Origin of the sequence: Streptomyces sp. VNUA24 (genome assembly GCF_029167005.1) — a bacterium.
In the GTDB taxonomy this organism is placed as follows: domain Bacteria; phylum Actinomycetota; class Actinomycetes; order Streptomycetales; family Streptomycetaceae; genus Streptomyces; species Streptomyces scabiei.
The window spans coordinates 6,400,105-6,424,940 of record NZ_CP119143.1 but is presented as its reverse complement, the minus strand read 5'-3'; the positions used below and the strand labels follow the sequence as shown (position 1 = coordinate 6,424,940).

At 72.8% G+C, this 24,836-nt stretch carries 19 protein-coding genes and 1 pseudogene; 10 read left to right on the top strand and 10 right to left on the bottom strand.

Annotation, left to right across the window (positions count from 1 at the left end; genetic code table 11):
• Window positions 1-514 precede the first annotated feature (514 nt).
• A pseudogene (locus tag PYR72_RS27550) lies at window positions 515-2,200 on the bottom strand (acyclic terpene utilization AtuA family protein); the annotation flags it as partial.
• An 8-nt stretch (window positions 2,201-2,208) separates the two neighbouring features.
• Window positions 2,209-3,006 carry a TIGR03084 family metal-binding protein gene (locus PYR72_RS27545; RefSeq protein WP_275457797.1) on the bottom strand — a complete coding sequence of 266 codons (798 nt, stop codon included), beginning with the start codon at window positions 3,004-3,006 and terminating at the stop codon, window positions 2,209-2,211.
• A 253-nt stretch (window positions 3,007-3,259) separates the two neighbouring features.
• Here PYR72_RS27545 and PYR72_RS27540 point away from each other — a divergent pair, with 253 nt between their 5' ends.
• Window positions 3,260-4,225: an EamA family transporter gene (locus tag PYR72_RS27540; protein WP_275457796.1), complete on the top strand. Its 966-nt coding sequence runs from the start codon at window positions 3,260-3,262 to the stop codon at window positions 4,223-4,225.
• A gap of 31 nt (window positions 4,226-4,256) precedes the next feature.
• On the opposite strand, the gene PYR72_RS27535 is transcribed toward PYR72_RS27540, so the two are convergent.
• On the bottom strand, window positions 4,257-4,808 hold the full coding sequence (locus PYR72_RS27535; RefSeq protein ID WP_275457795.1) for a UTRA domain-containing protein: 552 nt from the start codon (window positions 4,806-4,808) through the stop codon (window positions 4,257-4,259).
• Window positions 4,809-4,855: 47 nt separating this feature from the next.
• Between PYR72_RS27535 and PYR72_RS27530 the strand changes: the two genes are divergently transcribed.
• Window positions 4,856-5,215 (top strand): DUF952 domain-containing protein, encoded by a 360-nt coding sequence (locus PYR72_RS27530; protein WP_275457794.1) that lies wholly within the window; start codon window positions 4,856-4,858, stop codon window positions 5,213-5,215.
• Window positions 5,216-5,288: 73 nt separating this feature from the next.
• Here the strand turns inward: PYR72_RS27530 and PYR72_RS27525 are convergent, their stop codons facing one another.
• Together PYR72_RS27525 and PYR72_RS27520 are read right to left on the bottom strand one after the other, a co-directional pair.
• Window positions 5,289-5,936: a tetratricopeptide repeat protein gene (locus PYR72_RS27525; RefSeq protein WP_275457793.1), complete on the bottom strand. Its 648-nt coding sequence runs from the start codon at window positions 5,934-5,936 to the stop codon at window positions 5,289-5,291.
• Window positions 5,937-6,024: 88 nt separating this feature from the next.
• Window positions 6,025-9,024, bottom strand: coding sequence for an FAD-binding and (Fe-S)-binding domain-containing protein (locus PYR72_RS27520; RefSeq protein ID WP_275457792.1), 3,000 nt, complete (start codon window positions 9,022-9,024; stop codon window positions 6,025-6,027).
• Window positions 9,025-9,295: 271 nt separating this feature from the next.
• On the opposite strand from PYR72_RS27520, the gene PYR72_RS27515 reads away from it, so the two are divergent.
• The 5 genes from PYR72_RS27515 to serC all read left to right on the top strand — a co-directional run bounded on the left by PYR72_RS27515 (window position 9,296) and on the right by serC (window position 15,483).
• Window positions 9,296-11,914, top strand: coding sequence for an ATP-binding protein (locus PYR72_RS27515; protein ID WP_343245541.1), 2,619 nt, complete (start codon window positions 9,296-9,298; stop codon window positions 11,912-11,914).
• Window positions 11,911-12,417, top strand: a complete 507-nt coding sequence (locus tag PYR72_RS27510) for a roadblock/LC7 domain-containing protein (protein WP_275457790.1) — start codon at window positions 11,911-11,913, stop codon at window positions 12,415-12,417. Before PYR72_RS27515 ends, PYR72_RS27510 begins: the two co-directional genes overlap by 4 nt.
• Window positions 12,414-12,761 carry a DUF742 domain-containing protein gene (locus tag PYR72_RS27505; protein ID WP_275457789.1) on the top strand — a complete coding sequence of 116 codons (348 nt, stop codon included), beginning with the start codon at window positions 12,414-12,416 and terminating at the stop codon, window positions 12,759-12,761. The genes PYR72_RS27510 and PYR72_RS27505 overlap by 4 nt, the downstream gene beginning before the upstream one ends.
• Window positions 12,742-14,025 carry a cytochrome P450 gene (locus PYR72_RS27500; RefSeq protein WP_275457788.1) on the top strand — a complete coding sequence of 428 codons (1,284 nt, stop codon included), beginning with the start codon at window positions 12,742-12,744 and terminating at the stop codon, window positions 14,023-14,025. Before PYR72_RS27505 ends, PYR72_RS27500 begins: the two co-directional genes overlap by 20 nt.
• Before the next feature lie 339 nt (window positions 14,026-14,364).
• A complete protein-coding gene (serC, locus tag PYR72_RS27495; protein WP_275457787.1) occupies window positions 14,365-15,483 on the top strand; it encodes a phosphoserine transaminase in 1,119 nt (372 codons plus the stop codon).
• 72 nt (window positions 15,484-15,555) lie between these two features.
• On the opposite strand, the gene PYR72_RS27490 is transcribed toward serC, so the two are convergent.
• The 4 genes from PYR72_RS27490 to PYR72_RS27475 form a co-directional block, all read right to left on the bottom strand.
• Window positions 15,556-17,175: an alpha/beta hydrolase gene (locus tag PYR72_RS27490; RefSeq protein ID WP_275457786.1), complete on the bottom strand. Its 1,620-nt coding sequence runs from the start codon at window positions 17,173-17,175 to the stop codon at window positions 15,556-15,558.
• 262 nt (window positions 17,176-17,437) lie between these two features.
• Window positions 17,438-18,988 (bottom strand): cellulase family glycosylhydrolase, encoded by a 1,551-nt coding sequence (locus PYR72_RS27485; protein ID WP_275457785.1) that lies wholly within the window; start codon window positions 18,986-18,988, stop codon window positions 17,438-17,440.
• A gap of 207 nt (window positions 18,989-19,195) precedes the next feature.
• Window positions 19,196-20,062 (bottom strand): ABC transporter permease, encoded by an 867-nt coding sequence (locus PYR72_RS27480; protein ID WP_275457784.1) that lies wholly within the window; start codon window positions 20,060-20,062, stop codon window positions 19,196-19,198.
• A complete protein-coding gene (locus tag PYR72_RS27475; protein ID WP_275457783.1) occupies window positions 20,059-21,039 on the bottom strand; it encodes an ATP-binding cassette domain-containing protein in 981 nt (326 codons plus the stop codon). Before PYR72_RS27475 ends, PYR72_RS27480 begins: the two co-directional genes overlap by 4 nt.
• 97 nt (window positions 21,040-21,136) lie before the next feature.
• Between PYR72_RS27475 and PYR72_RS27470 the strand changes: the two genes are divergently transcribed.
• Entirely contained in the window at window positions 21,137-22,099 is a 963-nt protein-coding gene (locus tag PYR72_RS27470; RefSeq protein ID WP_275457782.1) for a TetR/AcrR family transcriptional regulator, read from the top strand.
• A gap of 43 nt (window positions 22,100-22,142) precedes the next feature.
• Here the strand turns inward: PYR72_RS27470 and PYR72_RS27465 are convergent, their stop codons facing one another.
• A complete protein-coding gene (locus PYR72_RS27465; RefSeq protein ID WP_275457781.1) occupies window positions 22,143-23,192 on the bottom strand; it encodes a WD40 repeat domain-containing protein in 1,050 nt (349 codons plus the stop codon).
• 231 nt (window positions 23,193-23,423) lie between these two features.
• Between PYR72_RS27465 and PYR72_RS27460 the strand changes: the two genes are divergently transcribed.
• Together PYR72_RS27460 and PYR72_RS27455 are read left to right on the top strand one after the other, a co-directional pair.
• The gene (locus PYR72_RS27460) at window positions 23,424-24,107 is read left to right on the top strand and encodes a GDSL-type esterase/lipase family protein (RefSeq protein ID WP_275457780.1); all 684 of its coding nucleotides are present in this window, start codon (window positions 23,424-23,426) and stop codon (window positions 24,105-24,107) included.
• Between the two features lie 98 nt (window positions 24,108-24,205).
• Window positions 24,206-24,796 (top strand): Uma2 family endonuclease, encoded by a 591-nt coding sequence (locus tag PYR72_RS27455; protein WP_060878860.1) that lies wholly within the window; start codon window positions 24,206-24,208, stop codon window positions 24,794-24,796.
• The last annotated feature ends 40 nt before the right edge of the window (window positions 24,797-24,836 follow it).

The following is a 24,836-nucleotide window of genomic DNA, read 5'->3' as shown; positions in this document are numbered from 1 at the left end:
CGGGCGGACGCAGGAGGGACTCCGGGCGGTCGGCGGCGGGCGGACGCAGGAGGGACTCCGGGCGGTCGGCGGCGGGCGGACGCAGAAGGGACTCCGGGCGGTCGGCGGCGGGCGGACGCAGAAGCGACTCCGGGCGATCGCCAGCGGACGGGCGCAGAAGCGACTCCGGGCGATCAGCGGCAGGCGCGCGCAGAAGCGACTCAGAGCGATCAGCAGCAGGCGGACGCAGAAGCGACTCCGGGCGGTCAGCAGCAGGCGGACGCAGGAGGGACTCCGGGCGATCGGCGGCGGGCGGACGCAGAAGCGACTCCGGGCGATCGCCAGCGGGCGGGCGCGGGAGCGACTCCGGGCGATCAGCGGCAGGCGGACGCAGAAGCGACTCCGGGCGGTCAGCAGCAGGCGGACGCAGAAGCGACTCCGGGCGGTCAGCAGCAGGCGGACGCAGAAGCGACTCCGGGCGGTCAGCAGCAGGCGGACGCAGGAGCGACTCCGGGCGGTCGGCGGCGGGCGGGGGCAGGAGGGACTCCGGGATGTCCAGGTGGCGGGAGCGCAGCCATTCGCCGAGGGCCTTGGCCTGGGGGTCGAAGCGGGCCTGCGCGGCGACGCCCTCGCCGAGGATGCCCTCGACCACGAAGTTGAGGGCGCGGAGGTGCGGCAGGACGTGCCGGGTCACCGCCAGGGTGCCGCTCTCCGGGATCAGCTGCCGGAACCGGTCCACGGTCAGCTCATGGGCGAGCCAGCGCCAGGCCGCGTCCGTCCGGACCCACACGCCGACGTTGGCGTCCCCGCCCTTGTCCCCGCTGCGGGCCCCCGCGACCAGCCCCAACGGGGCGCGCCGGGTGGGACCGTCCGGCGGCGGTTCCGGCAGCGGCGGCTCGGGCACGTCGTCGAGTACGGCGGTGTCGGGGGCCGGGGGTACGGGGATGCGGCGGCCGTCGTCGAGGACGGCCGTGTGGGGGGCCTCGTCCTGCGGGACGTACGCCGCCTCGAAGACGCCGTAGGGCGTGCCCTTGCCCGGTGGGGCCAGCACGTGGAAGCCGGGGTAGCTGGCGAGCGCCAGTTCCACGGCCGCCGCGCCGAGCGCCCGTCCGGCCTTCTCCGGGTCCTGGTCCCGGACGACCAGCCGCAGCAGGGCGCTCGCGGTCTCCTCGGTCGGGGCGTCGGGCCGGTCGGTGCGGACGAGACTCCAACGGGCCTCGGCGGGCGGGGACTTGGCGAGCGCATCCGCCATCTGCCGGCGGACGAGGCCGGCCTTGGCCTCGATGTCCAGCCCGGTCAGCACGAAGACGATCTCGTTGCGGAAGCCGCCGAGCCGGTTGACGCCGACCTTGAGGGTGGGGGGCGGGGCCTCGCCGCGGACGCCGTGGACACGGACGCGGTCGGGCCCGTCCTGGGTGAGCCTGACCGTGTCGAGGCGGGCGGTGACGTCGGGCCCCGCGTAGCGCGCGCCGCCGGTCTCGTAGAGCAGCTGGGCGGTGACCGTGCCGACGTCGACGAGGCCGTCGGTGCCGGGGTGTTTGGCGATGACGGCCGAACCGTCGGCGTGGATCTCGGCGAGCGGGAAGCCGGGGCGGGTGGCGCCGGCCTCGCCGAAGAAGGCGTAGTTGCCGCCGGTGGCCTGCGTGCCGCACTCCAGCACGTGCCCGGCGACGACCGCGCCCGCGAGGCGGTCGTACGCGCCGGGGCCCCAGCCGAAGTGGGCGGCGGCGGGCCCGGTGACCAGGGCCGCGTCCGTCACCCGGCCGGTGACCACGATGTCGGCGCCCTCGCGCAGACAGGCCGCGATGCCGAAGCCGCCGAGGTAGGCGTGGGCGGCGAGGCTGCCGGGGTGCAGGGCGGTGCGGTCGTCGCCCTCGACGTGCGCGACGCGGACGGGGACGCCGAGCCGGGCGGCCAGCTCCCGTACGGCGTCGGCGAGCCCGGCGGGGTTGAGCCCGCCGGCGTTCGCGACGATCCGTACGCCCCGCTCCCGCGCCAGGCCCAGGCACTCCTCCAGCTGGCGCAGGAACGTGCGCGCGTATCCGGCGGTGGGGTCCTTCAGGCGGTCGCGGCCGAGGATGAGCATGGTCAGTTCGGCGAGGTAGTCGCCGGTGAGGACGTCGAGTTCGCCGCCGGTGAGCATCTCGCGCATGGCGTCGAAGCGGTCGCCGTAGAAGCCGGAGGCGTTGCCGATGCGGAGGGGGGCGGCCGGCGTCGGCACCGTCGCCGTCACCGGGTGGTCCCCTTCGGTTCGCGTCCCGCGCCCGGAGGGCCGGCGAACGCCTGGGCGATGTCCAGCCAGCGGTCGGCGTCGGCGCCCTCGGTGTGCAGGGCGAGGTCGCCGCGGTGGGCGCGCTGGGTGACCAGGAGACAGAAGTCGAGGGCGGGACCGCCGACCCGGTCGGTCGCGTCCTCGGGGCCGTACGTCCACAGCTCGCCGCCGGGGCTGGTGAGTTCGACGCGGAACTCCTCGAACGGCGGGGTGAGCCCGTGCACGCCGAAGGCGAAGTCGCGGGTGCGGATGCCGAGCCGGGTGATGTGGCGGAGCCGGTCGCCGGGGGCGATCCGGGGGACTCCGAGCGCGTCGGCGACGTCCAGGCCGTGGGCCCAGGTCTCCATGAGGCGGGCGGTCGCCATGGAGGCGGTGGACATGGGCGGGCCGTACCAGGGGAAGCGCGCGCCCTCGGGTGCCGCGCGCAGGGCGTCCTCCAGGGCGGCGCGCCCGGCCCGCCAGTCCGCGACGAGCCGCTCGGGCGGTTTTCCGGCCCCTTCCTCCGCGCCGAGGTCCACGAAGTCGCCGGGTGCCGTCAGCGCGCTCTCGACCTCACGGGCGAAGGCGGCCTGGTCGGTCACGGCCAGCACGGAGGAGTGGTCCGTCCAGGCGAGGTGGGCGATCTGGTGGGCGACGGTCCAGCCGGGGGCGGGCGTCGGGAGCGCCCACTGCTCCGGGCTCAACTCGGCCACGAGCGAGTCGAGTTGGTCGCTCTCGGCATGGAGGTCGTCGATCACGGGCGTCGGGTCGGCCATGGGGGGAGCATGACAGCGGCGCCATAAACAATCAAGCGTGCTTGCATTTTTGGGGCGGGAGAGTGGAGGGGTCGCGGCGAACGTAAGCTGCAAAAACTCTTACAGACATGACTTAGTCCATTGCTTTGCACTCTCAAGTCACTCATACTGAACGATACGACTTCCCGGCCCGCTCTCGACCTTCTCCTCCACACTCCCTTCTTCTCCGGACTCCCTTCTTCTCCGCACTCCCCGCTCTTCTTGGACGGCCCCCGTGACACTCCCCCGCGCTGACCAGTCCGCGCCCGCCGCCGCGACCTCGCCGGCGGCCGGCCCCACGGCCGACCTCACCACCGGCGGCACCCGCGCTTCCCGCGGTCCGGGTGCCCTCGGGCCCGTAGGGCTGCTGCTGGCCGGCGGGATCTCGGTGCAGTTCGGCGGGGCGCTGGCCGTGACGCTGATGCCGCGGGCCGGGGCGCTCGGGGTGGTGACACTGCGGCTCGCGGTGGCCGCGGTGGTGATGCTCGTGGTCTGCCGCCCCCGGCTGCGCGGGCACTCGCGCACCGACTGGGGCACGGTGGTCGTCTTCGGCGCCACCATGGCCGCGATGAACGGCCTCTTCTACCAGTCCGTCGCCCGCATCCCCCTGGGCCCCGCCGTCACCCTGGAGGTGCTCGGCCCGCTGGCGCTCTCCGTTCTCGCCTCCCGCCGGGCCGTGAACCTGGTGTGGGCCGGGCTCGCCCTCTGCGGCGTCTTCCTCCTGGGCGGCGGAGGGAACTTCGGCGCCCTGGACCCGCTCGGCGTCGCCTTCGCCCTCGCCGCCGGAGCGATGTGGGCCCTGTACATCCTCTTCAGCGCGCGTACGGGCAGGCGGTTCCCGCAGGCCGACGGGCTGGCGCTGGCCATGGCCGTCGCGGCGGTGCTGTTCCTGCCGCTCGGCATCGTCGAGTCGGGGACCCGGCTCCTGGACCCGACGACGCTCGCCCTCGGCTCCGCCGTCGCCGTGCTCTCCTCCGTCCTCCCCTACACCCTCGAACTCCTCGCCCTGCGCCGCCTCCCCGCGTCCACCTTCGCGGTCCTGATGAGCCTGGAGCCCGCGATCGCGGCCACCGCCGGCTTCCTGATCCTCGACCAGGCCCTCGCCGCCACCGAGGCCCTCGCGATCGCCCTGGTCATCGGGGCGAGCATGGGGGCGGTGCGGACTCAGGTGGGGCGGGGGAAGGCGGGGGTCCCGGGGTGAACGAGCCGGGCGCGGGCGGTCGTCTCCGCCGCTACGGGCCTGTCTCGATCGCGATCTCGTAGCGCAGTCGCTGGCTCCTGGCCGGCATCACCATCCGGTCGACCTGGATCGGGCGGCCGTCGCGGTCGAGGGTGACCCGGGTCAGCCGGAGCACCGGTTCGTCCGGCGCGGTCCGGAGGGTCGCCCGCTCCTCGTCGTCCGGTTGGTCGGCCGTGACGTCCTCGCGGACGAGGGCGCCGACGTGACCGAGCCGGGCGAGCAGGGTGACGGCTCCTCCGGGGATCTTCGCGGTTCCGGCGAGAGCGGAGCCGCGGGCGATGCCCACCGGATAGTAGGTGTCGGTGAGTTCGTGCGGGTGGTCGTCGAGGAGGATCAGGCGTCGGCGTACGACGACCGGCTCGCCCTCGGCCTGCCCGAGCAGCAACGCGACCTCGGCGGGCGCCGCCACCTCACCGGCGTGCAGGATCCGCTGGGTGCCCCGCCTCCCCCGGGCCGCCGCGTCCGCGCCCCAGGCATCGCCCCGCGCCTGCTCCCGCGGGGTCAGATACGGCATCGAGGTACTGACCCACCTGTTCTCGTGCACCGAGCCTCCCGGCCGTCGGACCTGTCTCCCTGTTGTATAACCGGCCTGTGATCTACCACGTCGTCTCCCTCGATGCCTGGAACGCCCACCCCGACCAGCCGTACGCGCCCTCCTCGCTGCCGGAGGACGGGTTCGTGCACTGCTCTCCCGACGAGGCGACGACCCTGGCCGTCGTCAACGCCTTCTACCGGGACGCGCCGAAACCGCTGCACGTGCTCGTCCTCGACGAGGAACGGCTGTCCGCCCGGGTGGAGTTCGAGGCGGCCGCGCCCGCTCCACCGCCGGGGGTCGGGGCGGACGTTCTGTTCCCCCACGTGTTCGGGCCCCTCGACCGGGACGCCGTGGTGCGCGTCCTGGAGATCCGGTGGGACGCGCAGGGGCGGGCGACGGGGCTCGGCGAGAACTGACGGTTCAGTCCATCGGCGGCCTCGGGCCGACCCCTCCCGGGCGCCCCTCCACGCGGTAGGACGGGCCCGCGACCTAGGAGGGGATCAGCGTGCTGGCTTGCTCGACCCAGCCCGACACGGCCTTGGCGCCGCAGCTCTCGGCGACGGAGCCGGCCTCACGGAGATGGCGGGAGGCCGCCGATGAGTCGCCGGTTTCGGCCGCGAGGTAGGCCAGTGCCACCAGGCCGGCCGCCTCTCCGGCCCTGAAGCCGATCTCCCGGCGCAGTGTCACCGATTCGGTCAGCCGCTCGCGGGCCCGGTCGAAGTGGCCCGCGTCCTTGTCCGCGAAGCCGAGATGACGGACCGCGTAGGACATCGTCATCCGGTCGTCGACGGATCTCGCCAGCGCGTACGACCGCTCGAAGTAGCCCCTGCCGGTGGCGCCGTCCCCCTTGACCACCTGGTGCCAGCAGCCGACCCAGAACAACGCGTCCGCCTCGCCCGAGGCGTCCCCCAGACGCTCGTACAACTCGGCCGCACGCTCGAACAGCACCAGTTCCTGGCTGTTCTCCTCGCGATCGTTCAGGTAGCGGACGTGCAGGAGCTTGCCGCGCGCCAGGGAAAGCGGCGCCTCGACCGCGTCCAGTACGCCGTCGGACCGCTCCAGCGCGGACGTGTCCCCGCCGAACATCGCCGCTTCGAACAGCTCTCCGGTATGTCTGATCCAGTCCTGCCCTTGCATGCTGCAACCCCTCCCCGTCGGACCATGTCAGCGCCGAGGTTATGCCCCTGCCCCCGGGAAGACGGGCGTTTTTGGACGGTCACGTCGCTCATCGCAACCCCTCCGCCAGCACCTCCGCCAGGTGCAGCCCCCGTCTGCCCGCCAGCTGTTCCAGCTGGGTGCGGCAGGAGTAGCCGTCCGCCAGGATCAGCGTGTCGGGGGTCGCGTTGCGTACCGCCGGGAGGAGTTGGTCCTCCGCGCAGGCCACCGAGACCTCGTAGTGGCCCTTCTCGAAGCCGAAGTTGCCAGCGAGGCCGCAGCAGCCCCCGCTGAGGTCGCCGGTGAGGCCGGCGGCCGTGCGCAGGCGGCGGTCGGGGGCGTCGCCCAGGACCGCGTGCTGGTGGCAGTGGGTCTGGCCGGTCACCGGGCGGCCGATGACGGGCGGGGTCCAGTGCGGGGCGTGGCGTTCGAGCGCCTCCGCGAAGGTGAGGACCGAGGCGGCGAGCCGGTGGGCGCGGGGGTCGTCGGGGAGCAGTTCGGGCAGGTCGGTGCGGAGCGCCGCCGCGCAGCTCGGTTCGAGGACGACCACGGGGAGGGCGACGGGGAGTGTGGGTGGAGTGAAGCCCGGGTCCTCGTCCGCCGGTCGCCGCCCCGGCGCGGGGCTCCTGGACGCATCGAGCACGTCCAGCGTGTCCAGCGTGCGGCGCAGCACCGCGCGGGCCCGGTCGAGCTGGCCCGTCGAGATGTACGTCAGGCCGCAGCAGACCCGGCCCTCCCTCGCGGGCGGGACGAGCACCCGCAGACCGGCCGCCTCCAGCACCTTCAGCGCCGCTCGCCCGACGGACGGCGAGAGGTGCTCCGTGAAGGTGTCCGGCCACAGGAGCACGGTCGGGGGTGCGGCCGGTGCGGCGCGTTCCTCGTCCGCCGGCTCCGGCCGGACCCGCTCCCCGAGCGACCGCGCGTACCACCGCGTGAACGGCACCCGCGCGAGCCGGGGCAGCTCCCGCTCCTCTGCGATCCCGCCCAGCCGTTTGGCGAGCGCGGCGAGAGGGCGTACGCCGGCGAGGAAGCCGACGAGTCCGGCCGTGTGCGTACGGGCCACGAGGCGGAGCCACACCGGCAGCCACCCCATCGCGTAGTGGGACGCCGGGCGGCGGCGGCCGGCGTAGTGGTGGTGGAGGAACTCCGCCTTGTACGTGGCCATGTCGACGCCGACCGGGCAGTCGGAGCGGCAGCCCTTGCAGGACAGACAGAGGTCGAGGGCGTCCCGGACCTCCGGTGAGCGCCAGCCGTCGGTGACGACCTCGCCGGCCAGCATCTCGTGCAGCAGGCGGGCCCGGCCCCGGGTGGAGTGCTCCTCCTCCCCCGTCGCGCGGAAGGAGGGGCACATGACGGCCCCGGACGCCGGACTCACCTCGGTGGTCCGGCACTTGGCGACGCCCACGCAGCGCCGGACCGCCGCCGAGAAGTCCCCGCCGTCGTCCGGGTAGGCGAACTCCACCGGCACGCGTGTGCGCGGCAGGACCGCGAAGCGCAGGTTCGCGTCGAGCGGGGCCGGGCGGACGAGCATGCCGGGGTTGAGGAGGTCGTCGGGGTCCCAGATCCCCTTCACCTTCTCGAACAGCCGGACCATCTCGGGCCCGTACATCGTCGGCAGGAGTTCGGCGCGGGCCTGTCCGTCGCCGTGTTCCCCGGAGAGGGAGCCGCCGTGCGAGGTGACCAGTTCGGCCATTTCCTCGGAGAAGCGGCGGAAGCGGGCGATGCCCGCCGGGGTCAGCAGATCGAAGTCGATCCGGACGTGGATGCAGCCGTCGCCGAAGTGGCCGTAGGGCGTGCCCCGCAGGTCGTGGGCGCGCAGCAGGCCCCGGAAGTCCTTCAGGTAGGCGCCGAGCCGGGCAGGTGGCACCGCGCAGTCCTCCCAGCCCGGCCACGCCTCGGTGCCGTCGGGCATCCGGGTCGCCGTACCGCTCGCGTCCTCGCGGACCCGCCACAGCGCGCGCTGGGCGGCGAGGTCGGTCACCACCAGGGAATCCACGAGCGCGCCGTCCGCCCCGGCCGCGCGGAGCAGCGTGCCGGCGTGCGCCCGCGCCTCGGCGGGCGTGGCGCCGCCCGTCTCCACGAACAGCCAGGCCCCGCCCGCCGGGAGGCCGGCCGTCCCCGGCGGGACGAGGTCCGCGGCCATGCCCTCCACCGTGAGCGGGCGGTGCGGCAGCAGGCCGGGGGCCGCCTCCGCCGCCGCGCTCTCGTCGGCGTACGCCAGGACGGCGAGGGCACGCGCGCGGGGTGCCTCGACGAGACGGACGACCGCTTCCGTGAGCACCCCGAGCGTGCCCTCGGAGCCGCAGAAGGAACGGGCCACGTCCGAGCCGTTCTCCGGGAGGAGGGCGTCGAGGGCGTAGCCGGAGATACGGCGGGGGAGGTCGGGGAAGCCGGTGCGCAGGCGGGCCAGTTCCCGCTCCACGAGCGGGCGGAGGCCGTCCGGCGCGCCCGACCAGCCCGGCCCGAGCCGCCGTGCCTCGCCCCTGGCGTCGGTCACCGACAGTGCGCGGACGCTGTCGGCCGTGGTGCCCCAGGCGACCGAGTGCGCGCCGCAGGAGTTGTTGCCGATCATGCCGCCGAGGGTGCAGCGGCTGTGGGTGGAGGGGTCCGGGCCGAAGCGCAGGCCGTGCGGGGCGGCGGCCTCCTGGAGCCGGTCCAGGACCAGGCCCGGCTGGACGACCGCCGTGCGCGCCCCGGGGTCGAGGGAGACCAGCCGGTTCATGTGGCGGGTGAGGTCCAGCACCACGCCCGTGCCCGTGGCCTGCCCGGCGATCGAGGTGCCGCCGCCGCGCGCGACGACCGGGACGCCGTGCTCCCGGCACACGGACAGGACGGCCGCCACGTCGTCCGCGTCCCGGGGCGCGACCACGCCCAGCGGCACCCGGCGGTAGTTGGACGCGTCCATGGTCGTCAGCGCACGGGCCGTCACGCCGAAGGCCGCCTCGCCGCGCACACCGGCCGCCCGCAGCGCGGCCGGCAGGGCGGCCCGCAGCGCCGCCGCGTCCGCGTCACCTGCCGTGTCCCGCGCGGCCGCGCCTCCACCGCCCGTCGTGCCCCCGAGTTCCGTCATGCGTCCCAGGATGCACCCGACCACTGACAGTGACGACGAGGCGACGACGAGGCGGGGGCGCGACGGGCGGAAAGGCGGCGCGCCGCTCACCGGGGACGTTGGCTTGATTCCGGAGAGCTAACCGGAAACCGGCCAACCCCCGTCACGAACTCCCATATAGTGACGCCCAATTGAGCACCAGACGTCGCTTCTCGTTCAGGGACCGACCGAGTTACCGAATCCAGGAACCGACTGAGTTACCGAGTTCAGAACCGACCGAGGACACCAGCCGATGACCGCGCCCAGCTCACCTCGCTCACCAGGCGAACGCCCCGCCACGCGCTCAGTCCTTCCCCTTCCCCTGGTGACCGCCCTGCTCTCCGCGACCGCCGCCGGGGCCGCGGTCGCGGTGGCGCCCGAGTCCCTGCGCCTGCCCCTCGCCGGGGGCGCCGGCGCGGCGGCGTTGCTGCTCACGGCCGCCGTCGCGGTCGCCGTGCACGCGCGCGTGTCGGTGCGCCTGCTGCGCCTGCGGCTCGACGCCGTCTCCCAGGAGACCGGTCTGCTGCTGGGGGAGCGGGTGCGGACGGCCGAGGAGTACGCGCGGGAACGCGGACGGCTGACCGAGGAGTTCGTCCAGGAGCGGGCCCGGATCGCGGCCGAGTTCGCCCGGGAACGGGTACGGCTGACGACGGAGTCCGAGCGCGAGCGCGCACGGCTGTCCGACGAACGGGACCGTACGGCGGAGGAGGTCACCCAGGAGCGGGTCCTGCTCTCGGAACGCGCCAGACAGGCCGAGACCGAGCGGTCCGCCCTCCTCGCCGTCACCGCCAACGTGGCCGGCCGGATGCAGGCCCTCGCCACCGGCACGCTCGCCGACCTCCGCGCCATGGAGGAACGTCACGCCGACGAGGACGTCCTCGCCGACCTCCTCCACCTCGACCACCGCACCGCCCAGGCGGGCCGTCTCGCCGACTCCGTCGCCGTCCTCGCGGGCGCCCGCTCGGGCCGCCGCTGGGCGCGCCCGATCCCGATGGAGTCGATCCTGCGCGGCGCGATGGGCCGGATCGGCGCCTACCGCCGGGTCCGGCTGCACTCCTCCAGCGAGGCCGCCGTCGCCGGGCACGCCGCCGAGGGGGTCATGCACGCGCTCGCCGAACTCCTCGACAACGCGGCCAACTTCTCGCCGCCGACCGCCGAGGTCCATGTGTACGTCGAGGAGGTCCCGGCCGGCGCGATCATCTCCGTCGAGGACTCCGGACTCGTCATGGGCGACGTCCAGCTCCGGCGCGCCGAACGGGCCGTGTCGGGCGAGGCGACCGATCTGGCGAGCCTGTCCGGCACCCGTCTCGGCCTCGCCGTCGTCGGCCGCCTCGCCCGCAAGCACGGCCTGCGCATCTCCTTCCGCCCGTCCGCGCGCGGGGGCACGGGCGTCCTGATGCTCATCCCGCAGGACGTCCTGGCGAGCAGCGTCCCCACGGCACCCACGTCGTCCGCGCCCCCGCCCCACGCGGGCGTGCGCGCCCCGCGCGACCTGGACGCCGAGCCGACGCCCACCCACGAGTTCCCGGCGGACGCCCCCGCCGCCCCCGCCGCGCCCGTCGCCGACCCGGTGGCCGACGCCCTGATCGACTCCCTGTCCGGCTTCAGGTACGGGACACCGGCGCCCGACCCGGCCGCCTCCGACACCCCGGCCGGTCCGCCGACGCCCGGTTCCTCGCCGGGCTCCCTGTACGGCTCGTCGTCCGGAGCGCCGTTCGATGCCTCGTCCGGGTCGTGGGCCGGCTCCTCGTCCGGGTCCGCGTCGGGGTCTGCGTCGGGGGCGTGGTCCGATTCGTCATCCGGGTCCGCGTCCGGGTCCGGGTCGGGGCCGTGGTCCGATTCGTCGTCCGGGTCCGCGTCCGGTTCCGCGTCCGGGTCGTGGTCCGATTTGCCGTCCGGGTCCGCGTCCGGGTCGTGGTCCGGTTCGTCGTTCACCTCGTCGCTCAGTTCCGAGTTCGGCACCGGGGAGTACGCGTCCGGCTCCGGCGACACGCCCGGGCCGGGCTCGGCGGACGAGACCCCGGCCCCCTCCGACGGCCTCCCCCGGCGTCGGCGCGGCCAGTCCCTCGCCGACGCGGAAGCCCGTACCCAGGCCGCCGCCGACGCGCCCACCCGGCCGGCACGGACCTCCCGGCCCGCCGAGGACGCCGGCAGCGGAGCGGTCCGCTTCAGCAGCTTCCGCCGCGCGGTGCGGGGCACGGGCGGCGGGCTGGACCAGGCGTTCGTCCAGGGAACCGCCGCGGGGGACGAGGGCTCCCCCGATCTGCCCGGCACCTCGGCCGGACCGGAGCCGGGCACCGCCCTGGAACCCGTACGGGACACCGCCCCGCCCGCCGAGACCGTGCGCCCGCCGGAGCTGGAGCCCGTAAGGGAGCCCGAGTGGGGCGCGGGGGCCGGTGCGGCGTGGGAGCCCGGACCCGAACCCGTGGCGGAGGCGGCCTGGGAGCCCGGGCCGCGCGTACGGGAGAGCGAATGGGAGCCCGAGCCCTCGCGGGGACTCGCGTGGGAGCCGGAGGCGGTGAAGGAGGCGGTCTGGCAGGCGGAGGCCGCCGCCGAGCTGCCCTGGGCGCCGGACCCCGCACGGGAGGCGAGATGGGAGCTGGATCCCGTACGGGAACCGGCCTGGGAGTCCGTACGAGAGACCGTTCCGGAACCGGCCTGGGAACCCGCACGCGAGCCCGTTCCGGAAGCGGTCCGGGAACCCGTACGGGACACCCGCCCCGCCCCGGACGGCGACACCGCCTCCGCGTCCGTCCCCTCCCCGACCTACCCCGACCCCACCCCGGACCCGGACCCCGGCCCGGCCGGGGAGCGGCTCCCCGCCCCGGACCCGCGCACGCACCCCCACCTGGAAGGCGACCCCACCCCATGACCGGTACCGGTATCGGCACCACCGCCGACGACAGGCTCACCTGGCTCATGGAGGGACTGCTGGAACGCACGCCGGGCGCCCGGCACGCGCTCGTCCTCTCCCGGGACGGCCTGAGGCTGTGCCGTACCCCCGAACTGTCCGTCGACCGGGCCGACCAGCTCTCCGCGATCGCCGCCGGCATCCAGTCGCTCTCCCACGGGGCGTCCGTGGAGTTCGGCGACGGCAGCGGAGGCGTGCGGTCGGCGATGGCGGAGTTCCACGGCGGGGTCCTGTTCATCGTGGAGGCGGGCGAGGGCGCGCATCTGGCCCTGGTGACGGACGAGGACGCCGACCCGGGCCTCGTCGGCCACAACATGAGCGAGCTGATCGAACAGCTCGGCGAGCACCTGAGCGCGAAGCCGCGTCACCGGACCGGCGCGACCACGTCCGCGACCACCGCCACGACCACCTCCACGACGACGACCCCGACCGCGGCTACGGCTCTGGCGCCCCGTACGTCATGAGCCGGCCCGGCAGGGACGACCTGCCCGACCGGCTCTACACGCTCACCGGGGGACGCAGCCGTTCGGCCCCCGGAACGCCGTTCGACCTGATGACCCTGGTGGTGGCCGAGAGCCAGCCGCTGCCGGGCATGCAGTCGGAACACGTGGCGATCCTGCGGCTGACGGAGCGGCCGACGGCGGTCGTGGAGATCGCCGCCGAGCTGCGGCTGCCGGTGAGCATCACGAAGGTGCTGCTCTCCGACCTCCTCTCGGCCGGCCGGGTCAGCGCCCGGCATCCGAACCAGGCCACGCTGATCGACCCGGACATCCTGGAGCAGGTGCTAGTTGGACTTCGCAACCTCTGACGCCGACGGCGACCAGCCGTTCCCCCCGTCTCCGCTCCCGCCGTCCGCGTCCGCCCCCGTCCCCCTCCTCGGCGCGCGCTTCCGGGGTGCGCCCGCCCCGCTCTACCGGGATCTACGGCGGGAACACGGCGAGGTGGCGCCCGTGCTCCTCGACGGGGGTGTACCGGCGTGGCTGGTGCTCGGGTACAGCGAACTGCACCAGGTGACCAGCGATCCGGAGCTGTTCAGCCGGGACTCCGGGCTGTGGAACCAGTGGCGGAACATCCCGGCCGACTGGCCGCTGCTTCCCGTGATCAGTCCGCAGCAGCCCTCGGTGCTCGGCACGACCGGCGAACGGCACCGGCAGCGTGCCGCGCTGATCGAGGAGGCGCTGGAGGCGGTCGAACCGCTCGAACTGCGCGGCCAGGTCGAGCGGTTCGCGGACGAGCTGATCGACGGGGTGTGCGGGGTGGGCGCGGCCGATCTGGTGGGGCAGTTCGCGGCGCTCCTGCCCGTACGGGTGCTGGCGTACCTCTTCGGTCTCCGCGAGGACCACGGCCCCGGTCTCGTGGCCGCGCTGAACGACATCCTCGACGGGCAGGACCGGGCGATGGCGGCGGAGGGGTATCTGCGCACGGCGATGGACCGGCTGGTGTCGGAGCGCCTGGCGCGGCCCGGTGACGACGTGGTCTCCCGGCTGCTGGCGAGGGCGCGCGCGTACGAGGTGACGGTCGAGGAGGTCACCCACGACGTGATGGTGATGCTGGCGGTGGGGCACCAGCCGACCGCCGACTGGATCGGCAACTCCCTGCACCTGATGCTGACGGACGAGCGTTTCGCGGCGTCGCTGTTCGGCGGGCGCAGCAGTGTGGCCGAGGCCATGAACGAGGTGCTGTGGGAGGACGCGCCCATCCAGAACGCGGCCGGGCGCTGGACCACCCGTGACACCCGGCTCGGCGGCCGGGTGCTGCGGGCGGGCGACCTCGTGCTGCTCGGCCTGCAGGGGGCCAACTCCGACCCGCGGGTGCGGGCGCGGGGGGACGCGCTCACCGGAGGCAACAACGCGCACTTCTCCTTCGGCCACGGGGAGCACCGCTGCCCGTTCCCGGCCCAGGAGACCGCCGAGGTCATCGCCCGAACGGGTATAGAAGTGGTCCTGGACCGGCTCCCGGACATGGACCTCGCGGTCCCGCCCACGTCCTTGTCCCGACGTGCCTCTCCTTGGCTGCGGGGGCTGGTGGAACTGCCGGTGCGGTTCTCGCCGGGGCCCGTGCGGGGGGCTTGACGCCGGGTGGGTCGCCCCCGCCGCCCCTACCCGTCCCATCCTTGAAGGGCTGCGCCCCTCGACCCCCAGCCGCGGGCCCGGTGGGGCTTCTCGCGCAGTTCCCCGCGCCCCTGGAAAGCAGGGGCTGCGCCCGCTGCTTTCCAGCCCCCAGCACCGGTCGACTTTCAGGGCCACGGGGGCCTGGGCTTTTAGGGGCGCGGGGAACTGCGCGACCAGCCCCCACTCACCCGCACCCGCCGACGAGACCCGCGCCCCCGGTCAGGAGGCGCCCGGTGACCCCGTCTCACCCGACGGACGACGTTTCGCCCGCGTTTCGCGGAGCCGCTAGGCTCCATGCCCGTGGCTGATATCCAGATCCCCGCTGACATCAAGCCCGCCGACGGACGTTTCGGCGCGGGCCCCTCCAAGGTGCGGACGGAGGCGCTGGACGCGCTGGCCGCGACCGGTACCTCCCTGCTCGGCACCTCCCACCGCCAGGCCCCGGTGAAGAACCTGGTCGGCCAGGTCCGTGAGGGCATCAGCGAGCTGTTCTCCCTGCCCGAGGGCTACGAGGTCGTCCTCGGCAACGGCGGCTCCACGGCCTTCTGGGACATCGCGACCCACGGCCTGATCGAGAACAAGAGCCAGCACCTGACCTTCGGCGAGTTCAGCTCGAAGTTCGCCAAGGCCGCGAAGCTCGCCCCCTGGCTCGCCGAGCCGACGGTCGTCTCCTCCGACCCCGGCACCCACCCGGAGCCGTCCGCCGAGGCGGGCGTCGACGTCTACGCCTTCACCCACAACGAGACCTCCACCGGTGTCGCCGCCCCGATCCAGCGGGTGGCCGGTGCCGACGAGGGCGCCCTCGTCCTGGTCGACGCCACGTCCGGCGCCGGCGGCCTGCCCGTCGACATCGCCGAGACCGACGTCTACTACTTCGCCCCGCAGAAGTCCTTCGCCTCCGACGGCGGCCTGTGGATCGGCGTCTTCTCCCCGGCCGCCGTCGAGCGCGCCGAGCGGATCCACGCCTCCGGCCGTCACATCCCGGAGTTCTTCAGCCTCCCCACGGCGATCGACAACTCCCGCAAGAACCAGACGTACAACACCCCGGCGCTGGCCACCCTCTTCCTGCTCGACCAGCAGCTGAAGTGGATCAACGGCCAGGGCGGTCTGAGCTGGTCCGCGGCCCGGACGAAGGACTCCTCGACCCGCCTGTACACCTGGGCGGAGGAGAGCAAGTACGCGAGCCCGTTCGTCACGGACGCGGCCAAGCGCTCCCAGGTCATCGGCACGATCGACTTCTCGGACGAGATCGACGCCGCCGCCGTGGCCAAGGTCCTGCGCGCCAACGGGATCGTCGACACCGAGCCCTACCGCAAGCTCGGCCGCAACCAGCTGCGCGTCGCCATGTTCCCGGCCATCGCCCCGGACGACGTCGAGGCCCTCACGAAGTGCGTCGACTACGTCATCGAGAAGCTGTAACACCGTCTCGTACGACGCCGAAGGGCGCCCGGCAGCACGTGCCGGGCGCCCTTCTCGTTCGTTGACGCGCGGTCAGCCCCGGAAGCCGAGGATGCCGTGCAGGGTCTCGCCGTTCGTCGCGGCGTCACCCGGTGCCGTGCTCAGCGTCGACTGCGCCGACTGCTCCGCGGCCGCCGGCTTCGGGTCGGCCAGCTTCTTGCAGGTGGCGTCGGCCGTGCCCTTGCCGTGCGGCACCTTGCCGTTGGTCAGGTACGTCGCCAGGTACTTGTCGAGGCAGCTGTTGCCGCTCAGCGTGATGCCGTGGTTGCCGCCGCCCTGCTCGACCACCAGGCTGGAGTTCTTGAGCAGCTTGTGGACGGTCACACCACCCTGGTACGGGGTGGCCGCGTCGTCCGTCGCCTGGAACAGCAGCGTCGGGGGCAGCTTGGAGTTGGCGACGTTCACCGGCTTCAGCGACTTGGTCGGCCAGAACGCGCACGGCGCGTTGTACCAGGCGTTGTTCCAGGCCATGAAGGGGGCCTTCTTGTAGACCGCCCAGTTGTCCTTGGTCCACTGCTTCCAGTCGCGCGGCCAGGACGCGTCACGGCACTGCACCGAGGTGTAGACGCTGTAGCCGTTGTCACCGGAGGAGTCGATGGCGGCGAAGTTCTGGTACGCCTCGACCAGCGGGTCGGAGTTCTTGTCGCCCACGTAGGCGGCGAACGCCTCGGCGAGGAACGGCCAGTAGCCGTTGTAGTACCCGCCGGGGATGAAGGTGTCCTCCAGCTCCGAGGCACCCACCTTCACCGAGCCGCCCACCGGCTTCTTGGCGAGGGCGGCACGCATGGCGTACCACTTCGCCTCGATCTTCTTGGCGTCGGTGCCGAGCTTGTAGGTGGCGTTGTTCTTGGCCACCCACTTCATGAACGCCTTGTGGCGCTTGTCGAAGGCGTAGTCCTGGTCCAGGTTGTCCTGGTACCAGACACCCGTCGGGTCGACGATCGAGTCGAGCACCAGACGCCGCACCTTCGTCGGGTACAGCTTGGCGTAGACCGCGCCGAGGTAGGTGCCGTACGAGTAGCCGAAGTAGTTGATCTTCTTCGCGCCGAGGGACTTACGGATCGAGTCCAGGTCCTTCACGGCGCTGATCGTGTTGATGTACGGCAGGACGTCCTTGTACTTCGTGCCGCATGCCTGGGCGAAGGACTGGGCGCGCTCGACGTTGGCCTTCTCGAGCGCCGACGTGCTCGGCACGGAGTCCGGACGCACCGGGTCGAAGTAGCCCGGCTTGCAGTCCAGGGCGGGCTTGCTCGCGCCCACGCCACGCGGGTCGAAGCCGATGACGTCGTACTGCGCGGCCACCTTCTTCGGCAGCGAGGAGGCGACGAATCCGGCCAGCGTCAGACCGCTGCCGCCGGGGCCGCCGGGGTTGACCAGCAGCGGGCCCTGGAACGTCTTCGAGGTGTGCGGCACGCGGGACAGCGCCAGCGTGATCTTCTTCCCGCTCGGCTTCGCGTAGTCGAGCGGCACCTTCACCGAGCCGCACTGCAGCGTCGGGTAGTTGTCGGTGGCGCACTTCTTCCAGGCGACCTTCGCGACGGCGGCCTGGACGGTGTTCGCGGAGGGCGACCCGCTGGCGTTGGCGGGTACGGCGCTGAGCGTCCCGGCCAGAACAACGCCGGCGCCGCACAGCACGGCTGCGCTTCTTCTCATGAAGTTCTCTCTGAACGATGGGGGGTGCAGGTCCGCGAGGTTCGCGGCCCAGGCCGCATGGTTCCCGAAGAGGACACACCGCGATAACTAATTCGACCAAGACTTGACCGAATTGAGTCATTGCTTACTCGCAAATGACTCACAGAAAGGGGCGGTTGCGCCAATCCGGACAGATCGCCGCACCGCCTCGGCCGCTCCGCCGGAGATCTGCCGGAGAAGGGCGCCCGGCGGCTGCACCGGGCGCCCTCTCACCCCCCGCTCGTCACGTGGCCGTACAGCTCACACTCGGCGCGCCCCCGCCCCCGGGCGCGCCCCCGAAGCCGAAGCTCGCCGAACCGCCCGCGGCGACCGTGCCGTTGTGTGCGGCGTTGGTCGTGGTGACCGTCGCGCCGCTCTGGGTGTAGGAGGCGTTCCACATGTTCGTCACCCGCTGGGAGCCGGACCAGGTCCAGGTGACCTTCCAGGAGGAGAGGGCGGTGGTGCCGGTGTTGGTGACCTTCACCTCGGCGTTGAAGCCGCCGCCCCAGTCGCTGCTGACCGTGTACGCGGCGGTGCAGGCGGGCGTGCCGCCGCCCGGGCCGCCGGGGTCTCCCGGGCCGCCGGGGCCGGTGCCCCCGCCCGGCGGGAAGCCCGGGGCCTTGACGCTCGCGAGATAGCCGTCCTTGACGGCGTCCACCGTCTGCCAGTCGTCCTTCAGGATGCCGCCGGTGTCACCGGAGTTGGGGTTCCAGGACCAGAAGGTCCAGTGGAAGGAGTCGTTGCCGTGGGCGGAGGTCGAGCGGAGGTAGGCCACCAGGGCGGCCAGCCACTTCTGGTCGGTCGTGGACTGGAGCGTCGTACCGAACTCGCCGACCCACACCGGGGCGATGTTCTGCTTGAAGATGTAGCCCCAGTACTTGTCCCAGATGCCCGGCATGTTGGCCGGGAAGGACGGATCGCTGAACCAGTCCTGCTGGGCGACGCTGGTGGCGTAGTCGTGGGCCGAGTACACCAGCCGGTTCGCCACGTCGAGTTGCACCGGGTACTGGGCCACACCCATCAGGTTGCCGCCCCACCAGCCCGAGACGCCGTTGAAGGTCTGGACGCCCTCGACGAGGATCAGCAGGTCGGCGTTGACGGACAGGACCGCGTTGCCGGCGCGCTGGGCGGCCAGGCGCCAGTCCTTGGCGGTGTCGCCGCAGCCCCAGCAGGCGGGGTCGTGGGGCTCGTTGTGGAGGTCGATGCCGACGACCGTCGGGTTCCCCTTGTAACGGGTCGCCAGCGCCTTGAGGTTGGTGATCCAGGTCGTCTCGGGGACGGCCGAGGTGTACCAGAGCGCCGACTGCCCGGCCGCGTCCGGACGGTGCCGGTCGAGGATGACCTTCAGTCCGCTCTGACCGGCGTACGCGACGATCTTGTCCAGCACCTGGAGCGAGGTCAGGCCCTGGAGGTCGGCGTTCTTGCCGCCCGAGGTGTTGATGCTGTCGGGCATGGTGCCGGGCTTGAGGATGTCGTCGCTGTAGGGCATCCGGAGGGTGTTGTAGCCCAGCGACTTCATCTGGTCGATCATGCTCTTGTAGTCGCGGGACCAGAGACCGTGGGGGACGTGGTTGGCGGTCTCGAAACCGAACCAGTTGATGCCGGCGATCCGGACCGACTGGCCGTTCGCGTCCAGGATCTGCCGGCCGCTGGTGTGCCAGTAGCCGGCCCCGGCCTCGGCGGCGGCGTCCGGCGCGGCGGCCGCCGCGGCCGGGTGCGCGCCGCCGGCCAGGGGCAGCAGCAGGGCGGCGGCCGCGCACAGGGCGCCCAGGGTTCTCCGTAAGCTGCGGAACATGTCGCTGCTTCCTCCTCGGGAGGGGGCGGGCCCGTAACCGATGGGAGCGCTCCCATCACCCGTGCCTCCCATTGGAAACAGATCGCATGAACACGTCAAGGCATCCGGCGTCACCTGATACGCCGGACGCCCCGGGCCGTGCGCCCCGCGAGGCCGCCCAGCCCCCGCTCCCGGGGGCCCGGCTCACCCGCTCACCCGCTCACCGGCTCACCGGCTCAGCTTCTGGAACCTCCGCACCGCCAGCGGCAGGAAGACCAGCGTGAGCACCACCGGCCACACCCCGGCCATCAGCAGCGCGTGCTGTTCGATCCAGGAGTCACCGCCGCCGACCGGCGTGCCGAACAGGTCACGGGTCGCGGCGGCCGTCGAGGAGATCGGGTTCCAGGCGGCGATCCAGCCCAGCCAGTCGGGCATGAGCTGCGGGGCGACGAAGATGCTGGAGATCATGGTCAGCGGGAACGCGACCGCGAAGAGTCCGCCCGCCGCCTCCGGGTTGGGGACCAGCAGGCCCAGCCAGACGCCGATCCAGATGAGCGCGAAGCGCAGCCAGAGCAGCAGGCCGAACGCGGCCAGGAAGCCGAGGCCCGCCTCCGGTCGCCAGCCCATCGCGAAGGCGGTCAGCATCATGATGGCCAACTCCGCGCAGGCGCCGAGGAGATCGGTGACGCCCCGCCCCGCGACCACCGCCGACGGCGCCATCGGCATGGAGCGGAACCGGTCGATGACGCCCTTGGTGGAGTCGTAGACCACGAGGGTCGCCGTGTTGATGAACCCGAAGGCCATGGTCATCACGAACATGCCCGGCATCAGGAAGTCCCGGTAGTCCCCGCCGCCGGGCACCTGCATGGCGCTGCCGAAGACATAGCCGTAGAGCAGGACGGAGAGGATCGGGAAGCCCAGCTGCCAGGCGATGTTCACCGGTTGGCGCCGGTAGTGGGTCAGGCCGCGGCGGACGATGTTCCAGACGTCGGCCAGCAGCCAGTACGTACGGCCGCGCCCGCTCGACACGTCCAGGTCGACGGCGCTGGTGGCGGTGTTCCCGGCACCGGCGGCGTTCGGTTCGACGGTGGTCATGCGGCGGCCCCCTCGCCGTTCTCGGCGGTCTTCTCCGTACGGTGGCCCGTCAGGCGCAGGAACACGTCGTCCAGGCTGGGCCTGCGCAGGCCGATGTCCTCGACCCGCACGCCCTCGTCCTGGAGGGTGCGGGCCACCTCGGTGAGGGCCGAGACGCGGTCGGTCACGGGCGCGTGGACGCGCAACTCCGTCTCGTCCGACTCCGGTTCGCCGTCCGAGACGCGGGCGACCACCTTCACCGCACGCGGAATGTCGGCGCGCTCGGCGACGACGACCTCGATCCGGTCGCCGCCGACCGTGCTCTTCAGCCCGTCCGGGGTGTCGTCCGCGATGGCCCGTCCCTGGTCGATGACGGTGATGCGCGAGGCGAGCCGGTCGGCCTCCTCCAGATACTGCGTGGTGAGCAGCACGGTCGTACCGCCGGCCACCAACGCCCGTACGGAGTCCCAGACTTCACCCCGGCTGCGCGGGTCGAGGCCGGTCGTCGGCTCGTCGAGGAAGAGGACGGACGGGGCGAGGATCATCGAGGCGGCGAGGTCGAGCCGCCGCCGCATGCCGCCGCTGTACTTGCCGACGCCCTTGTCGGCGGCGTCGGTGAGGTCGAACCGGTCGAGCAGCTCGACCGCGCGCAGCTTCGCCCGCTTCCCGCCGAGGTGGAACAGCCGGCCGAACATCTCCAGATTCTGACGGCCCGTCAACACCTCGTCCACGGCGGCGTACTGGCCCGTCAGCCCGATACGGGCCCGCACCTCGCGCGGATGCCGGGCCACGTCGAGGCCGGCCACCGCCGCCCGGCCGCCGTCCAGGCGCAGCAGCGTGGAGAGGATGCGTACGGCGGTGGTCTTGCCCGCGCCGTTCGGGCCGAGGAGGCCGTGCACCGTGCCCTCGCGGACGGTGAGGTCGAAGCCGTCCAGCGCGCGTTTCTCCCCGTACCGCTTCTCCAGGCCCTCGGCCCGGACCGCGTATCCCTCACTCATGAGTCCCCCTTCGGACGCCGCATCAGAACCGGGTACACCGTACCCGATTACGCGTACGACGTACCCAGTTTTTTCGCGAGGATCTAGACTCGGGCGCATGACAAGGGGCAGGAGCGGTACGGAGGGCGGTACGGCGGCCCGTACCGCCGGCGGGACCGCGAGCGGTACGGAGACCAGCGGCAGCGGCGACATCGTCCGCACCCAGCAACTGCTCTGGGGCACCGGCCCGCGCCCCAGCCGCGGCCCGAAGCCCGGGCTCACCCTGGACCGGATCGTGGAGGCGGCGGTCCGGGTCGCCGACACGGAGGGGCTGCACGCCCTCTCCATGCGCCGGGTCGCCACCGAACTCGGCACCGGGACCATGTCCCTGTACCGCTATGTCCCCGGCAAGGGCGAGCTGCTGGACCTGATGCTCGACCGCGTCCAGCGGCCCTCAGAGAACCCCGCCGACCTCGGCGACGGCGGCTGGCGCTCCGCCCTGGAGGCCCTGGGCCGGGCCACGCTGGCGCTCTACCGCCGCCACCCCTGGCTGCTGCAGGTCAACCAGTCCCGCCCCGTCCTCGGGCCGAGCGCGCTCGACGGCCTGGAGAAGGTGCTCTCGCGCATCAAGTCCATGGGGCTGACCGACCCCGAACTGGTCAGCGCCATCATCGCCGTGGACGGCTACGTCGTCGGCGCCGCCCGTACCCAGCTCTACGAGCAGGAGGCGGAACACCGCACCGGCCTCACCGACGCGGAGTTCTGGCAGGCCCAGGCGCCGATCCTCGAACAGCTCATGCTCTCCGGCCGCTACCCCCTTCTCGCCGGCCTCTCCGAGGACGCGTTCGGCGCGGAGTTCGACCACTTCGAGTTCGGGTTGCAGTGCGTCCTGGACGGGCTGGAGACGCTGGTGAACCGGCGGCGCGCGGGGGCGGGAGCGGGGGCGGGGACGGGGACGGGGGCGACCGTGGAGACCGCGGAGTCCACCGAGTCCACCGAGTCCGCCCAGTCCACGGAGTCCACGGAGTCCACGGGGACTGCGGTGACCGCGGTGACCGCGGTGACCTCCGTGGACGGGTGAGTGACTCCGCAGGCCGGGAGGAGCCCCCGGAGGATCCCCGGGCTCAGGAGGACGGGCGTCGCCGCAGTCGCCTGAAGCCCCAGAGGACGACGACCCCGCCGGCCACGGCGAGCGCGCCGACCTTGAAGGTGGAGCCGGTCCCTTCGCCGTCCGCTCCGGCCGTGCCGGAGTCCTTCCCGCCGGAGGACGACGAGCCGGAACCGCCGCTTCCGGAGCCGCCGCCGGGCACGTCCCTCGCGACGACCGAGCTGCCCGCCCCCTCGCTGCCGTACATGATCTTCGAGCCGTCGGTGTCGAAGGTGACGGACTCGCCCTGCCGCTGCAGGGGCACGTTCAGCCGCTCGGCCTTCTTGATCCTGCCGCCGTTCCAGTCGTAGAGGATGCCGCCGAAGTACGCGCGCAGGGCGAGCTGTTTGCCGTCCGGCGAGAAGGCGCCGTCGGTGACCTCCAGGTCGGGGACGGCCGCGACCTTCTTGAACACGTTCGTGCCGGAGGGCGAGAGGTCGGCCGGGCCCTCGTACAGCGATCCGCCCTCCTCGTTCTTGTCCGCGATGTAGACCCGCCCGGTCTTCGGATGCACCATCAGCGCCTCCGCGTCCCGCGCCCCGTCCTCGTACTTCACCACGTACTGCGTGGCCTTGATCGTCTGGTCCTTCAGCTCCTTCGGCTCCGGGAGTTCGTAGATCCAGACGTACGCCCAGGTGCCGCCGAGGTTGTCGCCGATGTCGCCGACGTAGAGCTTGTCGCCCGGCCCCATGGAGATCGCCTCGACGTCACGCGGGGTGCCGACGCCCGTCATGGTGACCGTGGCGACCGTCTCGCCCGTCCTGCTGTCGACCGCGTAGAGGAACGCGCCGTCGTCGCTGTCGTTGTGGGTCCAGTAGACCCCCGGGTGCTGACGCGACGCGGCGAGACCGCTCGACTCGGTGATCCGCGAGTCCTTCATCGTGAACCCGTCGTCGTCGGCGGACGCGGGCGCGGCCGGGAGGGCGGCGAGCAGGACCGCGGCGAGACCGGCGAAGCCGGCGCGGGCCGCGCGGGGCGCGCGGAACCGGCGGAGGGGGTGAGGGTGGTTGAGGGGGCGACGGCGCATGGGCCCAAGCCTGCCATCTCGCTCCGCTGAGTGGTTGTGGGAGCGCCGTGGGGGTGTCGGGTGCGTGGGCGGGTGCGGGCCCGGTGGGGCTTCTCGCGCAGTTCCCCGCGCCCCTGGAGGAGCAAGGGCTGCGCCCGCTGCTCCTCCAGGAGCGCCCACGTGGCGGGGTTCACAGGGATGTTCTGCGTCGAGAGGTCGTACCGGCCGGTAGCGATCGTTCATGATGTGCGGATGCTCAGGTTCATGCCCGTAGGCGACTCCATGACGATCGGGAGCGCGGGCGAACACACGTGGCGCTACCGGCTCTGGCAGCACCTGCGCACGACGTACGACGGCCCCTTCAAGATCGTCGGACCGCGCGAGACCCTGCACGACAAGGCGACGGACGCGCCGACGTCGTACGAGTACGCCGGGACCGACCCCCGTTTCCCCCGCGCCCACCTCGCCGGCTGGGGCGAGGGGTGGCTGCACATGGCCCCGCTGATCGCCGACGCGGTCCGCTCCCACCGGGCGGACGTCCTGCTCGTCTCCCTGGGCCTCATCGACCTCGGCTTCTACACCAACGCCGAGCAGACCGCCGAGAACACCCGCCGCTTCGTCGCGGCCGCCCGCGAGGCGAACCCGCACGTCCGCATGGTCCTCCTCCCGGTCACCCCCAACGTCCGCGCCGAGTCCGACGCCCCCTTCGCCGCCCAGGTCGCCCGCTTCAACGAACTCCTCGCCAAGACGGCCGCCGACCTCGACGAACCCCGTTCCCCCCTCCTCCTGGCCTCCGCGCCCCCGTCGTACGACATCCACTGGGACACCTACGACGGCACCCACCCCAACGCCTCCGGCGAACACAAGATCGCGGCCACCTTCGCGAACGCGATGCACGAGGCGTGGGACCTGGGGGGACCGTACGAGGAGGCATAGCCTCCGCGTCCCTTCATCGGTCGTGCCCTCGTCACCGTACGTATCGTTGTACTGCGCGGCCGTCCTCGATCGAGGGGCGGCCGGGGAGGAGCGCCACGATGACCGTCCTTGAAGACAGGATCGCGATGGCCGAGAGCGACAACACGCGGCAGCTGGACGAGATGTTCGAGCGGCTCGAGAAGATGCCCGTCCCCGAGGGATACAAGGTCGAGATCGTCGAGGGGACCGTCTACATGTCGCCGCAGCGGGATGCCCATTGGAAGACCATCTTCGCGATCCTCCAGGCACTCCTGGAGGCCTTCGGGAAGGGGGTGAACACCGTCTCGGACGTCCGCATCGACTTCCCCGGCCAGCTGAACGGCCTCGCCCCGGACGTGGCGAAGCTGCGTGACGACGCCGAGAAGGACTCCCACGGCCGCTGGCGTCACGAGGACGTCGAGTTCATCGCCGAGGTCATCTCCAAGGACACCGCCAGGAACGACTACGGCCCCAAGAAGACCGCGTACGCGCTGGCCGAGGTCCCCGTCTACCTGATCGCCGACCCGTACACGGGCACATGCCGGCTGTTCACCCAGCCCAAGGACGGCGACTACATCAACGACCTGTCGGTCACCTACGGCGGCGACGTCGACATGACCACCACCCTCCTCGGCCTGGTCCTGCCGACCGCCGATCTCCCCCGGGGCTGACGCCCTCACCCGCGACCTCCCGGCCCCGCCGTCCGCACTT

Bases quoted from the DNA above. Each gene is read 5' to 3' on its own strand.
- PYR72_RS27545 (WP_275457797.1), bottom strand. From the start codon at position 3,006: ATGGCCGACCCGACGCCCGTGATCGACGACCTCCATGCCGAGAGCGAC.
- PYR72_RS27525 (WP_275457793.1), bottom strand. From the start codon at position 5,936: ATGCAAGGGCAGGACTGGATCAGACATACCGGAGAGCTGTTCGAAGCG.
- PYR72_RS27520 (WP_275457792.1), bottom strand. From the start codon at position 9,024: ATGACGGAACTCGGGGGCACGACGGGCGGTGGAGGCGCGGCCGCGCGG.
- PYR72_RS27515 (WP_343245541.1), top strand. From the start codon at position 9,296: ATGACCGCGCCCAGCTCACCTCGCTCACCAGGCGAACGCCCCGCCACG.
- PYR72_RS27510 (WP_275457790.1), top strand. From the start codon at position 11,911: ATGACCGGTACCGGTATCGGCACCACCGCCGACGACAGGCTCACCTGG.
- PYR72_RS27505 (WP_275457789.1), top strand. From the start codon at position 12,414: ATGAGCCGGCCCGGCAGGGACGACCTGCCCGACCGGCTCTACACGCTC.
- PYR72_RS27490 (WP_275457786.1), bottom strand. From the start codon at position 17,175: ATGAGAAGAAGCGCAGCCGTGCTGTGCGGCGCCGGCGTTGTTCTGGCC.
- PYR72_RS27485 (WP_275457785.1), bottom strand. From the start codon at position 18,988: ATGTTCCGCAGCTTACGGAGAACCCTGGGCGCCCTGTGCGCGGCCGCC.
- PYR72_RS27480 (WP_275457784.1), bottom strand. From the start codon at position 20,062: ATGACCACCGTCGAACCGAACGCCGCCGGTGCCGGGAACACCGCCACC.
- PYR72_RS27475 (WP_275457783.1), bottom strand. From the start codon at position 21,039: ATGAGTGAGGGATACGCGGTCCGGGCCGAGGGCCTGGAGAAGCGGTAC.
- PYR72_RS27470 (WP_275457782.1), top strand. From the start codon at position 21,137: ATGACAAGGGGCAGGAGCGGTACGGAGGGCGGTACGGCGGCCCGTACC.
- PYR72_RS27465 (WP_275457781.1), bottom strand. From the start codon at position 23,192: ATGCGCCGTCGCCCCCTCAACCACCCTCACCCCCTCCGCCGGTTCCGC.
- PYR72_RS27460 (WP_275457780.1), top strand. From the start codon at position 23,424: ATGCTCAGGTTCATGCCCGTAGGCGACTCCATGACGATCGGGAGCGCG.
- PYR72_RS27455 (WP_060878860.1), top strand. From the start codon at position 24,206: ATGACCGTCCTTGAAGACAGGATCGCGATGGCCGAGAGCGACAACACG.